General features: G+C 70.1%; 12 protein-coding genes. 6 read left to right on the top strand and 6 right to left on the bottom strand.

What is annotated here, in order from left to right; all coding sequences use genetic code 11:
• Window positions 1–163: 163 nt before the first annotated feature.
• Together lon and AB0L00_RS14190 are read right to left on the bottom strand one after the other, a co-directional pair.
• Entirely contained in the window at window positions 164–2563 is a 2400-nt protein-coding gene (lon, locus tag AB0L00_RS14195; RefSeq protein WP_364433010.1) for an endopeptidase La, read from the bottom strand.
• A gap of 112 nt (window positions 2564–2675) precedes the next feature.
• Entirely contained in the window at window positions 2676–2840 is a 165-nt protein-coding gene (locus tag AB0L00_RS14190) for a zinc-binding dehydrogenase (RefSeq protein ID WP_364433008.1), read from the bottom strand.
• 5 nt (window positions 2841–2845) lie between these two features.
• On the opposite strand from AB0L00_RS14190, the gene AB0L00_RS14185 reads away from it, so the two are divergent.
• On the top strand, window positions 2846–4480 hold the full coding sequence (locus AB0L00_RS14185) for an amidase (protein ID WP_364433005.1): 1635 nt from the start codon (window positions 2846–2848) through the stop codon (window positions 4478–4480).
• Between the two features lie 20 nt (window positions 4481–4500).
• Here AB0L00_RS14185 and AB0L00_RS14180 read toward each other — a convergent pair whose 3' ends face one another.
• Entirely contained in the window at window positions 4501–5511 is a 1011-nt protein-coding gene (locus AB0L00_RS14180) for an NADP-dependent oxidoreductase (RefSeq protein WP_364433002.1), read from the bottom strand.
• A gap of 136 nt (window positions 5512–5647) precedes the next feature.
• Here AB0L00_RS14180 and AB0L00_RS14175 point away from each other — a divergent pair, with 136 nt between their 5' ends.
• Together AB0L00_RS14175 and AB0L00_RS14170 are read left to right on the top strand one after the other, a co-directional pair.
• Window positions 5648–6199 (top strand): TetR/AcrR family transcriptional regulator, encoded by a 552-nt coding sequence (locus tag AB0L00_RS14175; RefSeq protein ID WP_364432999.1) that lies wholly within the window; start codon window positions 5648–5650, stop codon window positions 6197–6199.
• 63 nt (window positions 6200–6262) lie between these two features.
• Complete coding sequence (locus tag AB0L00_RS14170; RefSeq protein ID WP_364432996.1) at window positions 6263–7396, top strand: epoxide hydrolase; 1134 nt, start codon at window positions 6263–6265, stop codon at window positions 7394–7396.
• Window positions 7397–7491: 95 nt separating this feature from the next.
• Here AB0L00_RS14170 and AB0L00_RS14165 read toward each other — a convergent pair whose 3' ends face one another.
• Window positions 7492–8496: a HEAT repeat domain-containing protein gene (locus tag AB0L00_RS14165; RefSeq protein ID WP_364432993.1), complete on the bottom strand. Its 1005-nt coding sequence runs from the start codon at window positions 8494–8496 to the stop codon at window positions 7492–7494.
• Between the two features lie 3 nt (window positions 8497–8499).
• Window positions 8500–9171 (bottom strand): HEAT repeat domain-containing protein, encoded by a 672-nt coding sequence (locus AB0L00_RS14160; protein WP_364432991.1) that lies wholly within the window; start codon window positions 9169–9171, stop codon window positions 8500–8502.
• A gap of 235 nt (window positions 9172–9406) precedes the next feature.
• Between AB0L00_RS14160 and AB0L00_RS14155 the strand changes: the two genes are divergently transcribed.
• Together AB0L00_RS14155 and AB0L00_RS14150 are read left to right on the top strand one after the other, a co-directional pair.
• Window positions 9407–10153, top strand: coding sequence for a class I SAM-dependent methyltransferase (locus tag AB0L00_RS14155; RefSeq protein WP_364432988.1), 747 nt, complete (start codon window positions 9407–9409; stop codon window positions 10151–10153).
• Between the two features lie 255 nt (window positions 10154–10408).
• The gene (locus AB0L00_RS14150; protein WP_364432985.1) at window positions 10409–10864 is read left to right on the top strand and encodes a nuclear transport factor 2 family protein; all 456 of its coding nucleotides are present in this window, start codon (window positions 10409–10411) and stop codon (window positions 10862–10864) included.
• 18 nt (window positions 10865–10882) lie between these two features.
• On the opposite strand, the gene AB0L00_RS14145 is transcribed toward AB0L00_RS14150, so the two are convergent.
• Complete coding sequence (locus AB0L00_RS14145) at window positions 10883–11803, bottom strand: alpha/beta hydrolase (protein WP_364432982.1); 921 nt, start codon at window positions 11801–11803, stop codon at window positions 10883–10885.
• A gap of 178 nt (window positions 11804–11981) precedes the next feature.
• Between AB0L00_RS14145 and AB0L00_RS14140 the strand changes: the two genes are divergently transcribed.
• Window positions 11982–12908 (top strand): helix-turn-helix transcriptional regulator, encoded by a 927-nt coding sequence (locus AB0L00_RS14140; RefSeq protein ID WP_364432979.1) that lies wholly within the window; start codon window positions 11982–11984, stop codon window positions 12906–12908.
• The last annotated feature ends 45 nt before the right edge of the window (window positions 12909–12953 follow it).

The following is a 12953-nucleotide window of genomic DNA, read 5'->3' as shown; positions in this document are numbered from 1 at the left end:
CTGCGCCCCCGTGCCGGGCTCGTCGGCGAACACGTCCGCGTGGGGCCCGCGCTGCACCGCCACGGCCCCCCCCCCCCCCTCCGCCCCCCCGCCGGGGGGGGGCCCCGCCGCTCAGGAGTGCCGGATCGCCCAGCCGGTCAGGAGTACCGGACCACACGGCCCGTCAGGCGGCGACGGCGTTCCGCGTCGTCGCCGGCTCCAGCGCCAGTTCGAGCACCTCCCGGACGTCGCTGACCGGGTGGACGGTCAGCTGCTCCAGGACCTCGGCGGGCACGTCGTCCAGATCGGGCTCGTTCCGCTTGGGGATGATCACCGTGGTGACCCCCGCCCGGTGCGCGGCGAGCAGCTTCTGCTTGACGCCGCCGATGGGCAGGACCCGCCCGGTCAGCGACACCTCGCCGGTCATCGCGACGTCCGTGCGGACGAGCCGCCCGGACAGCAGCGACGCGAGCGCCGTCGTCATCGTGACGCCGGCGCTCGGCCCGTCCTTGGGCACCGCGCCGGCGGGCACGTGGACGTGCACGCCCCGGTCCTTCAGGTCGCCCACCGGGAGCTCCAGCTCCGCGCCGCGCGACCGCAGGTAGGACAGCGCGATCCGGGCCGACTCCTTCATCACGTCGCCGAGCTGGCCGGTCAGGGTGACGCCGGTGTCGCCGGTCTCCTTGTCGGCCAGCGACGCCTCGATGTAGAGCACGTCGCCGCCCGCGCCGGTGACCGCCAGGCCGGTCGCGACGCCCGGCACCGCCGTGCGCCGCTCGGACTCGTTCAGCGACGTCTCCGGCGTGAAGCGCGGACGGCCGAGGTAGTCGCGCAGGTCACCGGCGCCGACCGTCAGCGGCAGCTCCTGCTCCTCCAGCGCGACCTTCGCCGCCACCTTGCGCAGCACCCGGGCGATCGCCCGCTCCAGGCTCCGTACGCCGGCCTCGCGGGTGTACTCGCCCGCGAGCAGCCGCAGCGCGTCCTCGCCGATCGTCACCTCGTCGGCGGTCAGGCCCGCCTTGTCGAGCTGACGGCGCAGCAGGTGGTCGCGGGCGATGGCGACCTTCTCGTCCTCGGTGTAACCGTCGAGGGCGACGAGCTCCATGCGGTCCAGCAGCGGGCCCGGGATGGTCTCCAGCGCGTTCGCCGTCGCCAGGAAGACGACGTCGGACAGGTCGAGCTCCACCTCGAGGTAGTGGTCCCGGAACGTGTGGTTCTGCGCGGGGTCCAGCACCTCCAGCAGCGCCGCCGTCGGGTCGCCGCGGTAGTCCGCGCCGACCTTGTCGATCTCGTCGAGCAGCACGACCGGGTTCATCGTGCCGGCTTCGCGGATCGCCCGGACGACGCGGCCGGGCAGCGCGCCGACGTACGTCCGGCGGTGACCGCGGATCTCGGCCTCGTCCCGGACGCCGCCGAGCGCCACGCGGACGAACTCACGGCCCATCGCCCGCGCCACGGACTCCCCGAGCGACGTCTTCCCGACTCCGGGCGGGCCGACCAGGGCGAGGACGGCGCCGGACCGCCGGCCGCCGATCACACCGAGGCCGCGGTCCTCCCGCCGCTTGCGCACGGCGAGGTACTCCACGATCCGCTCCTTGACGTCGTCCAGACCCGTGTGGTCCTCATCGAGGATCCGGCGGGCGCCGGCGATGTCGTAGGCGTCCTCGGTCCGCTCGTTCCACGGGATGTCGAGGACCGTGTCCAGCCAGGTCCGGATCCAGCCGCCCTCGGGCGACTGGTCGGAGGTCCGCTCGAGCTTGTCGACCTCCTTCAGGGCCGCCTCGCGGACCTTCTCCGGCAGGTCGGCCGCCTCCACCCGCGCCCGGTAGTCCTCCTCCTCCGAGGACGGGTCACCGTTGAGCTCGTTCAGCTCCTTGCGGATCGCGGCGAGCTGCTGGCGGAGCAGGAACTCCTTCTGCTGCTTCTCGACACCCTCCTCGACGTCCTTGCGGATCGTCTCGGCGACGTCCAGCTCCGCGAGGTGCTCGCGGGTCCAGCCGATCGCGAGCTGGAGACGCTCGGTGACGTCGGCGGTCTCCAGGATTCGCGCCTTCTGCTCGGCGCTGAGGTAGGACGCGTAGCCCGCCCGGTCGGCCATCACCGACGGGTCCTCGATCTGCTGGATCATGTCGACGACCTGCCAGGCGCCGCGCTTCTCCAGCACGCCGACGACGAGGGCCTTGTACTCCTTGGCCAGTTCGGCGGCGCGGGCGCCGAGCCCGGTGTCCTCGACCTCGGTGCCCTCCACCCACAGCGCCGCGCCGGGGCCGGTCGTCCCGGATCCGATGCGCACGCGGGCGACGCCGCGGACGACGGCGCCCGGCCCGCCGCCGGGCAGCGTGCCGATCTGCTCGACGACGCCGAGCGTGCCGACGGCCGCGTACTTCCCATTGATCCGGGGCACCAGCAGCACCCGCGGCTTGTCCTCCGACCGGATGCCCGGCCCCCGGGAGACGGCGCTCGCCCGCGCGGCATCGATCGCCGCCCGCACGTCGCTCTCCGACAGATCGAGCGGCACGACCATCGCGGGCAGCACGACCTCGTCGTCGAGGGGCAGCACCGGCAGGGTGACGATCTTGCTCATCAGGCCTCCAAAAGCTTGAGTCATCCACACTCAAGAAAGAAGAGCCCGGATTAATTTCCGCCCGGCCGTTCGCCGTCAGCGATCACGCACCGGCCGCCGTCGGCCGACGTTCCTAGGCGACCGTGAGCACGATCTTGCCTTGGATGTGCCCTCGGGCGGCGCGTTCGTGCGCCGCCCGGACATCCGCGAGCGGGAACGTGCCGTCGATCGCGACGCGCACCGTGCCCGCGTCGAGCAGGCGTCCCACTTCGGCGAGCCGCTCATGGGCCAGACTCATGCGCCATGACCCGCCATCCACGACGTCATCCACAAAGAATCGCGGCGATCCAGCCGCCGGCCCCAATGCCACCAGCGGCTGTCGCCGTACGTTTCCTCGGGGCCGTTTTCCAGAGCACGGCGCAGATCTGTCCCGTTGCGCGAATCGGCATTTTATGGCCTCTGCCAGAGGTCAGTACGGTCGGATTCATGGAGTGGAACTTTCAGACTGCAGAAGAACTCGCGGCTGCCTTGCGTGCCGGTGAAGTGACCTCGGTGGAGCTGACCGACGAGGCGATTGCCCGTATCGAGCGGGACGACAAGGCGATCAACGCGATCTGTGTGCCGGACTTCGACCGTGCGCGGGCCGCCGCGCGCGATGCCGACCAGGCGCGCGCCCGCGGCGAGGATCGGCCGCTGCTCGGTATTCCGGTGACGGTCAAGGAGTCCTACAACATCGCCGGGCTGCCCACGACCTGGGGCATGCCGCTACACCGGAACTACATGCCGGCCGAGGACGCGGTACAGGTGTCGCGGCTCCGGGCCGCCGGCGCGGTGGTGCTCGGTAAGACCAATGTGCCCTTGGGGCTGCAAGACATCCAGAGCTTCAACGAGATTTACGGCACCACCAACAACCCGTGGAATCACGCTCGCACGTCGGGTGGATCCTCCGGCGGATCAGCGGCGGCCCTGGCGTCCGGGTTCGGCGCGCTGTCCATCGGCTCCGACATCGCCGGTTCGCTGCGCACTCCCGCGCATTTCTGTGGTGTCTACGCACACAAGCCGACACTCGGACTGGCGGCGACCCGCGGCATGGTCCCGCCGGCCACGCCGGCATTGCCGGTCGACCTCGACCTCGCCGTCGTCGGCCCGATGGCGCGCACCGCCCGCGACCTCACGCTCCTGCTCGACGTCATGGCCGGACCGGACCCGCTGACGCTCGGTAGGGCGTACGACTTGACGCTGCCGCCCGCGCGCCACGAGCGGCTCCGCGACTTCCGGGTCCTGGTCCTCGACGAGCATCCGCTCATTCCGACCGGGTCCGCTGTGCGGGCGGGTGTGAACCGGGTGGCCGACGCGCTTGTCGACGGCGGCGCCCGCGTCGAACGGCACACTCCGCTGCTGCCCGACCTGGCCGAAGCCGCGATGCTCTACAGGCAGTTGCTGTTCTCGGGCTCCGTTGCGCGTTTTCCCGTCGAAGCGCACGAGCAGTTGCGGACCCGCGCCGCCGGACTGAGCGCGGACGACCAGAGTCTCGATGCGGCGATGCTGCGCGGGATGGTGCTCAGCCACCGCGACTGGATCGAGGCGAACAACCATCGCGAGCTCCACCGCCACGGCTGGCGGCAGCTCTTCGCCGAGTTCGACGCCGTGGTGTCCCCGATCACGCCCACTCCCGCGTTCCCGCACGACCACAACCCCGATCCGAGGGAACGCCGGATCGACATCGACGGCGTCGAGTACCCGTACTTCGACCAGCTCGTCTGGGCCGGTCTGGCCACCATGCCCGGCCTGCCCGCCACCGCCATACCAGCGGGCCGGTCCCCCGAGGGTCTGCCGGTAGGAGTGCAGCTCATCGGTCCGATGTTCGAGGACCGCACCCCGCTGCGGCTGGCCGAACTGCTCGAGCAGAAGATCGGCGGCTTCCAGGCACCGAGGTAGGGCGTTGCCGACCGACGTTCCTAGGCGACCGTGAGCACGATCTTGCCTTGGATGTGCCCTCGGGCGGCGCGTTCGTGCGCCGCCCGGGCATCCGCGAGCGAAAACGTGCCGTCGATCGCGACGCGCACCGTGCCCGCGTCGAGCAGGCGCCCCACTTCGGCGAGCTGCGCGCCGTTCGAGCGGACTTGGGTGCCCGAGACGGTGACGCCCAGCTTCGCGGTCTCTTCGTCGTCGTACTCGCCGAAGAACACGGGGAACAGGGCGCCGCCGCGCTTGAGCGTGCGCAGGAAGCGGCCGCTGTCGCGGCCACCGACGGCGTCGAGAACGAGGTCGACGTCGTGCACGAGTTCCTCGGGACGGCCTCTGGTGTAGTCGATGAACTCGTCGGCGCCCAGCTCGCGCAGGAACGATTCATGCGCGCCCGATGCCACCGCGATGACGCGTGCGCCCTTCCACTTCGCCAGCTGTAGTGCGAAGTGCCCCACACCGCCCGCGGCGCCGTTGACGAGCACCGTCGTGTCGGCGTCGAGGGGCATCGGGCGATGCCGCGCCGCCTGAAAGGGCGAGGGGTGATCGTGTCCGAGTTCGATCAGGAACTGCCACGCCGTCAGCAGGGACATGGGCGCCCCGGCGGCATGCACGTGATCAATGCCGGCCGGCTTGCGTGCGAGGTCCGACGCGGGCGCGGCCACGTACTCGGCATACGCTCTGCCGTCGAAGCTGGGAAAGCGAAGGAGACCGAAGACCTCATCACCGACGGAGAAGCCCTCCACATCCGCGGCGACGGCCTCGACGACACCGGACACATCCGTCCCCGGTATCACGGGCAGGTCGAACTTCGGCCTCGTCTCCGGAGGTAGGTTGCTCAGCCCGTCGCGCAGGTACCAGTCCGGAGGATTGACGCCGACCGCGTGAACGCGAACGAGCACCTCACCCGCCCTCGGCCCGGGAATCGGCACCTCGTCGTAACGCAGAACCTCAGGGCCCCCGTGCTCATGCAGCCGGATGGCCCTCATCGTGTGTGTCGGCATCATTTTCTCCTGCCCCCTGCCAGGGGATACGCTTATCGGATCAGTGATCCGGATATCCGAACCACTGATCCGAATATATGGACCACCGATCCGGACAGTCAACTGGATCACTGATCCGGATATCCGAGAGGGACAGATGCGGGCCGACGCCAGGAAGAACCGCGACCACCTGCTCGCAGTAGCGGGCACCGCCATCACCGAGCACGGCGTCGACGTGTCACTGCGCGACATCGCGCGCAGGGCCGATGTCGGGCTCGCGACGCTGCTGCGGCACTTCCCGACGCGCGAGGACCTGCTCGACGCCCTGCTCCGCACGAGCTTCGACGAACTGACGGCAAAGGCGGGCGAGCTCGAGACGTCGAGCTCACCCGAAGACGCTCTCGTTTCGTGGCTACGCGACTGCGTCGCGTGGACGACCGAGTATCGGGGCGTGACCGTGCTGATGGCGGCCGCCATCGAGGACACCGAATCCGCGCTCCACGCTTCGTGCGTCACCCTGCGCGCAGCCGGTGCGCGGCTCCTCACCCGCGCCCAGACCGCGGGCATGGCGCGGAGCGATATCGATGGCGCCGATCTGTTCGCGGTGATCGCCATGCTCGCCTGGCTCGGCGATCAACCCTCGCTCGCGCCACGCGCCGACCATCTCTTCGAGGTCGTCGCGAGCGCCATCCTGACGAGCGCCATCTAGGACAGAAGGCGACCTACATGGCCTCTACCGTCGATCCCGTCATCGCGACACGTCGGGAGAAACATGCGTACCGAATTCCGCCCTTTCCAGATTGACATCGCCCAGGCCGACCTGGACGACCTGAACGATCGGCTGGACCGCACCCGGTGGCCTGAGCGACTGCCCGGCGACGGATGGAGCCGCGGCGTCCCCATCGCCTACCTCCGAGAGCTGGCCGGCTACTGGCGCGACGCGTACGACTGGCGCCGGCACGAGGCGCGGCTGAACGAGTTCCCGCAGTTCATCACCGAGATCGACGGTCAGGACATCCATTTCCTGCACGTACGCTCGGCCGAGCCCGGTGCCCTGCCGCTCATCCTCACGCACGGCTGGCCGAACTCCTTCGTGGAGTTCACCGAGCTCATCGGCCGCCTCACGGATCCCCGCGCGCACGGCGGCGATCCCGCGCAGGCGTTCCACGTCGTCGTGCCCTCCGTGCCGGGCTTCGGATTCTCCGCACCGCCACGCGAGACGGACTGGACCGCGACACGTGTGGCGCGAATCTGGGCGGAGCTGATGCGCCGTCTCGGCTACGGGCGGTACGGCGCGCAGGGCGGGGATTTCGGAGCCTACGTCGCGCCGGAGATGGCCAAGGCGGCACCGGACCACGTGGTCGGCGTCTACGTCATCAGCGGTCTCGGTTTTCCCACCGAGAATGACCTTCCGGACATGACCGAGGAGGAGCGGGCGGCCTTCGCCTGGCTCCAGGGCCAGGACTGGATGAACGGCGTCGACCACCACGCGCTGTTGCGCGCGGCACCCCAGACCTTCACCTACGGATGGCATGACTCCCCGGTCGCGGCACTGGCCTGGATGGCCCAGAAGTTCCACGAGTTCAACGCATCCGGCAAGCCGCTGGAACAGGTGATCGACCAGGACCTGTTCCTGACGAACGTGAGCCTGTACCGGTTCACTGGAACGTTCGGAACATCGGCCTGGCCGTACTACGACAGCACCGGCTTCGGCTGGCCGGAAGGACAGACGGTCGTACCGACCGGCGTTTACAGCGGACCGCCTGGAATCCGCCGGCTCGCCGAACGCCACAACACCATCCTCCACTGGCCGGAGGACAACCCAGGCGGACACCACTTCATCGCCATGGACCAACCGGATCACCTCGCCGCCGACATGCGCGCCTTCTTCGCGAAGGTCCGCTGACCGTCACGGACCGGCCGCGTCGTCCTCACCAGGCGACGCGGCCGCGCACTCTCCGCCTGTCGAACTGCCGGGCACGGCGCCCCAGGAGAGCTCCCTTACCGTGCGTTGCGCAGCTTGAGGATGTATGTCGCGGTGAGCGCGACGGCACGGTCTTCGTCATGTGACAGATCCGCGAGGGCACGTGACGTCATGATCCCCGGGATGTCCGCGAGCGCCTCGGCCAGCCGCCGACGCGCGGACGCTTCGATGGTGCCGTGGGTGAGGCGGTCGACGAGCCTGGTGGCGATCTGATCCGCCGACGCGGGATCACTCGCCAGCGCGCTCAGCGCATCGGTCGCATCGGCGTCGTTCGTCCCTTCGACGATCATGTCGATGAGCGTCGGGACCGCGTCGGCCACTCCACGTGCCCCGAGCGCCAGAGCCGCACACCTGCGGACCACGATGTCGGAGTTCGTGAGGGCGCCGTGCAGCAGGGCGGTCGCCACCCCGTTCGGAATCTCGGCGATGGACTGGACGGCGCGTTTCCGCACCTCGGCCGCTGGTGAGCCGAGGCCCTCCGCCAGCAGCGCCGACGCGCGATCGCCCGATCGCGCCAGAGCCCATCGAAGGGCTCCGGCGACGTTCGGGTCCGTCTCGCTCAACGCCGCCTCGACCAGAACCTCCACCGGCACCGGAACCTCTTCGACTGAGGACAAGGCCGCCCGCTGGCGCTTCCCGGCGCTCTCCGACCCCAACGCCTGGAGGAGCGCGACGATCTGGAGGACGTCCTCCCAGCCGGCGGGTTCCGCGGCATCGATCCGACGGAGTCGTGTGAGCAGCTCCGTCTCATTCGCGATGCGTTCTCGCGTCTGGCGGATGAGGTCGTCGATGAGCTTCGAGGGCGTGAAGCCGGGATCGTCCAGCGCACACCCGACTTCACGCAGCGACAGCCCCAATGACCGCAGGCTCTCGATATGGAAGATCCGCCGGATGTCCTCGCCGGAATACGCTCGATAGCCGGCCTCGGTACGACCCATGGGCCGCACCAGGCCGAGCGATTCGTAATGCCTGAGCATGCGGGCGCTGACCCCGGACCGTCGTGCCACATCACCGATCAACACCGCCTATCCCCCCTCCTGGCCGGTCGTGCCGAGGGCCATGAGACGCTTCGCCTCCTCGATCGCGGACTCGAATCCGGCATCCGGGTCGCGCAGCAGCCGTTCCGTGGCGATCGCGTGCCGGCGCACGCGAGGGTCGCGATCCGTCATCGCGGCGCGCAGGGTCGGCATGATCACCTCACCGAGCGCGATCAGCGCCCGGCTGAGGCTCAACTGCGTCTCACGCTCGCCGCGCCCGAACTGTGTCGCCAACACTCCGGCCAGCTCGGATTCTTCCCCTTCGGGCACGAGTACGACCGCTGCTCGCCACGCGCTTCGCGCCACCTCGTCGTCGGCGTCGGTCAGGAGCGCCCGGGTGATCGCCGGCCACGCCCGCCGGTCCCCGATCTTGGACAGCGTGTGCAACGCCTGGCTTCGTGCCTGCGCACGCTCCGAGCGGAGTTCGTCGATGAGCTTGGGAACCGTCGTTGGTGATGAGTGGCGGGTGAGTGCCCAGGTGAGCATTTCACGCACGAAGAATTCAGGCTCGATCGCGCATCGTTCGATCAGCTTGTCGACGAACCTCCGGTCCGGGGCGGTGCCGACCGCCATCGCCGCCCGCATCCGCACCGATGAACTGCTGTTCTCCAGCCCCTGGAGAGCCCGCATCGGGTTCGTGTCCTCTTTCGGCATGGTCATCGGGACCACCTCCTCGGCCACAGTGAAGGCCTTGTCACTGTGTCAAGGTCAAGCGGAGCCACGCCGTGCGATGGCCGGGCACCCTCTGCCCGGCACGTGACGTACGGCCTTCAGCCGGAACTGTAGGGGGTGAGGCCGTGCGGCCGACCGGTGTACGCGACCGGAGCCGCACCTAAACAAGATGGAGGACGAAATGACCCGAAGGTCGTTACGGGGCTCTCTCCGCCCGTTCTTCGTGAAGAGGGAGCCCGTCAAGCCGACCGACGGCGACGGTGACGGTCACCTCGCCCCCGAGCTGGTCCCGTTCTGGAAGCCCAGCGGGGACGCCGATCGGTACCGCGCCTACCAGGCGGCGATGGCCGCACCGTACGTCGGCGGCTCGCTGTTCGACGTCGGCGCGCAGACGGGAGAGGTGTCCGCCCGGCTCATCGAGCTGGTGGGTGCCAAGCTCCAGCGCCTGGTGCTGAGCGACCGGACCCAGAGCTGGGTCGAGCACCTGCGGCGACGCTTCAAGGACGCCGAGGTGCTCCGCGTGGAACTGCCGGAGCGACTCGACCTCGCACCGGTCGACACGGTGCTCCTGGTCAATGTCCTCGGGTACCTGGAGGACGACGTCAAGGCCCTGGAGGCCTTGGCCGAGGTCACCACGCCGGGCGGCCGGTTCATCGTCTGGGAGGCCGGCTACCCGAGCCTGTACAGCGCCTTCGACCGCGACCGGGCCGGCCGCCGGGTGCGCTACACGCCGGAGAGCCTGGCCGAGAAGCTTCGGCTCGCCGGTCTGGAGGTGGAGGTCTGCCGGCCCATCAACCTCGTGGGCGGGCTGTTCAACCGGGTCATGGTCGGCCGCACGGCCGACTTCGCCGACCCGCGGCTGGTGAGGCTGTACGACCGGCTGGTCGTACCGCTGAGCCGCCGGTTCGACCGGCTGCCCCTCCGCTTCGGGCAGAACATCTTCGCGGTCGCGAGGGTGCGGCCCACGTAACCGCCGGGCTCCGTCCACAGGAACCCGGTGCAACGCCGAGGGCGCGGGTGGATCCGCAGGATCCGCCCGTGCCCTCAAGGACTAGGCGAGACCCGCCGGGGCGAAGCCGACCGCGACGGCCTGCTCACCGAACAGACCCGGTACGACACCCATTTCGTAGCGAGCCCCGTCTGGTAGGACAGGACCGCCACTTCAGACACCGGTTGTCACCACCGGCGATACTGAAGATCGCTCTGCTCGCCTTGGAGGCCGACCATGTCCGCTGATCCGTCGTCGAGTCACCGGACGATCGAGAACCTGATCGCCCGCTACGCCGAACTCGTGGACGACGGGGACTTCGCCGGGCTGGACGCGCTGTTCGCCGACGCCACCTTCGTGGGGAGTGCGGCGCCGGTGAGCGGCCGCGGCGAGATCGAGAAGATGTTCCGGGAGACGCTGATCGTCTATGGCGACGGCACGCCGCGGACCCAGCACGTCACCACCAACCTCGCCATCGAGGTCGACGAAGAGGCCGGGACCGCGACCGCGCGATCGTACGTCACCGTGTTGCAGGCACTACCCGATCTGCCGCTGCAGCCCATCGCCGCCGGCCGATACCGGGACCGCTTCGAGCGCCGCCACGGTGAGTGGCGATTCCTGGAGCGCCGGGTCCGCATCAACCTCGTCGGCGATGTCAGTCGCCATCTCCGCCAGGCCGCCGCACCGGCGTAGTCCTCCCCCGAGGCCGCTTCACTCGCCCAGGTTCTCCGCGAAGAAGGCGGCGAGCTTCTCGACGGCGGGGTCGACGTACTGCTTCCGGTCGTACAGGTCGACATGGCCGGCGCCGTCGACCCAGTGGATCTCCTTGGGGCCGCCGGCGCGCTGGAACGCCTCGATGCTCATCCACGAGGTGACGGCGCGAGTGCCGACGACCATGAGCAGCGGCCGCGGTGCGATCAGCGGGACCGCGGCGAAGGCGTCGAAGATCGCCATCCTGTCGATGCTCGCCCAGGTCAGAGAGCTCGCCGAGCGAGGGTGCCGGCCGCGCGGGGTGCGGTAGTACTCGAAGCCCTCGACGCCGTGCTCTCCGCCGAGCGCGCGGGCCTGCTCGGCGGTGTCGGGGAACAGGGTCAGGACCGGCGGCTCCTCGCCACGGGCCTCAGTGGTCCGCGCGTGCGCCGCGGCGTCCAGCATGCTCTGGAAGACGGCCGGGTCCTGTGCTCCGTCGGCCCCCAGGCGGAACTGGCGGGCGATGTCGACCGCGCTGACCGTGCCGACGGCCTTGATGCGGTGATCGCCCGCCGTGGCGGAGAGCGCGTAGCCGCCCGAGGCGCAGATGCCGAGCGCGCCGATGCGTTCCGCGTCGACTTCGCGGCGGGTGGTGAGGAAGGAGACGGCGGCCTTGATGTCCTCGACGCGGTGGGCGGGATCCTCCAGGCCGCGGGGTTCGCCGCCGCTCTCGCCCTGGTAGGCAGCGTCGAAGGCGAGCGTGACGAAGCCCTCTTCCGCCAGCCGCCGCGCGTACAGGCCGGCGGTCTGTTCCTTGACACCGGCGCCGGGGTGGCCGACGACGATCGCCGGACGTGGGCGCTCCGCCGGGACGTCGGGGAGGTAGAGGTGACCGGCGAGGGGGGTGCCGGCGCTGTCGAAGGTGACGTCGATCTTCGCCACGGGGTTCTCCGTTTCGTTGTCTCAGGGGAACCGCACCGAGCGGTGGGCTCCGGGCCCGGGATCTTGCCGGGCATGTCTCCACGGTCGGCCCAACCCGGGGCGCGCGAAAGAGGCGCGTTCTTGCCTGGGAAAGAACGTGCCCTCTCAGATCCGTGCCGCCGGCGTGACAATGGAGGGCATGACTCCCGCACCTGATCGCAGCGAACTCGGCGCGTTCCTGAAGGCTCGCCGGGCACAGCTGGCGCCGGCGGACTTCGGCCTGCCGGGTACCGACTCCCGTCGCAAGGTCGCGGGGCTCCGCCGCGAGGAGGTCGCCCAGCTCGCCGCGATCAGCGTCGACTACTACACGCGGCTGGAGCAGGGCCGGGTCCGTGCGTCCGCGTCGGTGCTCGCCGCCCTCGCCCGTACGCTGCGCCTCGACGACGACCAGCAGAGATATCTGTACGAGCTCGCGGGCAAGGCCGACGCCCGGCCGCGCCGGCGGCGGCCCGCGCAGCGCGTACGGCCCCCCATGCGACGCCTGCTCGACCAGCTCACCGGCACCCCCGCCATCATCCTGGGCAGACGGCTGGACATCCTGGACTGGAACTCCGGCGCCGCGGCCCTGTACACCGACTTCTCGCTGGTTCCGGCGAGTCGGCGCAACTACCTGCTCCTGCTGTTCACCGACCCGGCCATCCGCGAGATGCACCGGGAGTGGGAGCACGACGCCCGCGACGCCGTCGCCGCGCTGCGCATGGAGGCCGCCGCGGACCCCGACGATCCCGAGCTCGCCCGGCTCGTCGGCGAACTGTCCGTCCAGGACGCCGACTTCCGCACCTGGTGGGCCGAGCACCGTGTCAACAGCGCCGGCTACGGCACCAAGCACTACCGCCACCGGCTGGTCGGTGATCTCACCCTCGACTGTGACACCTGGAGCAGCCCCGATGGCTCCGGGCAGCGCCTCATGGTCCTCACCGCCGAGCCGGGCTCCCCGTCGGACGATGCCCTGCGCATCCTCAGCGCGTGGACGCCCGAACGGACGGCGGAGGCGCACCGGGAGGGGGCCTCGGCGTCGAACGGAACCCCGGCTCGCCGGGGCCGATCGGAGAGACCGGCCAGGTGAGCGCCAGAGCGCGTTTATTTACCTATAGGTACAAAACGCGCTATG

Source organism: Actinoallomurus sp. NPDC052308 (assembly GCF_040679195.1).
Taxonomy (GTDB): Bacteria; Actinomycetota; Actinomycetes; order Streptosporangiales; family Streptosporangiaceae; genus Actinoallomurus; species Actinoallomurus liliacearum.
This window is presented reverse-complemented; position numbering and strand designations above follow the sequence as displayed.

Coding starts and splice junctions, on each gene's coding strand:
- AB0L00_RS14185 (WP_364433005.1), top strand. CDS start 2,846: ATGACCCGCCATCCACGACGTCATCCACAAAGAATCGCGGCGATCCAG.
- AB0L00_RS14140 (WP_364432979.1), top strand. CDS start 11,982: ATGACTCCCGCACCTGATCGCAGCGAACTCGGCGCGTTCCTGAAGGCT.
- AB0L00_RS14150 (WP_364432985.1), top strand. CDS start 10,409: ATGTCCGCTGATCCGTCGTCGAGTCACCGGACGATCGAGAACCTGATC.
- lon (WP_364433010.1), bottom strand. CDS start 2,563: ATGAGCAAGATCGTCACCCTGCCGGTGCTGCCCCTCGACGACGAGGTC.
- AB0L00_RS14170 (WP_364432996.1), top strand. CDS start 6,263: ATGCGTACCGAATTCCGCCCTTTCCAGATTGACATCGCCCAGGCCGAC.
- AB0L00_RS14180 (WP_364433002.1), bottom strand. CDS start 5,511: ATGCCGACACACACGATGAGGGCCATCCGGCTGCATGAGCACGGGGGC.
- AB0L00_RS14175 (WP_364432999.1), top strand. CDS start 5,648: ATGCGGGCCGACGCCAGGAAGAACCGCGACCACCTGCTCGCAGTAGCG.
- AB0L00_RS14160 (WP_364432991.1), bottom strand. CDS start 9,171: ATGACCATGCCGAAAGAGGACACGAACCCGATGCGGGCTCTCCAGGGG.
- AB0L00_RS14190 (WP_364433008.1), bottom strand. CDS start 2,840: ATGAGTCTGGCCCATGAGCGGCTCGCCGAAGTGGGACGCCTGCTCGAC.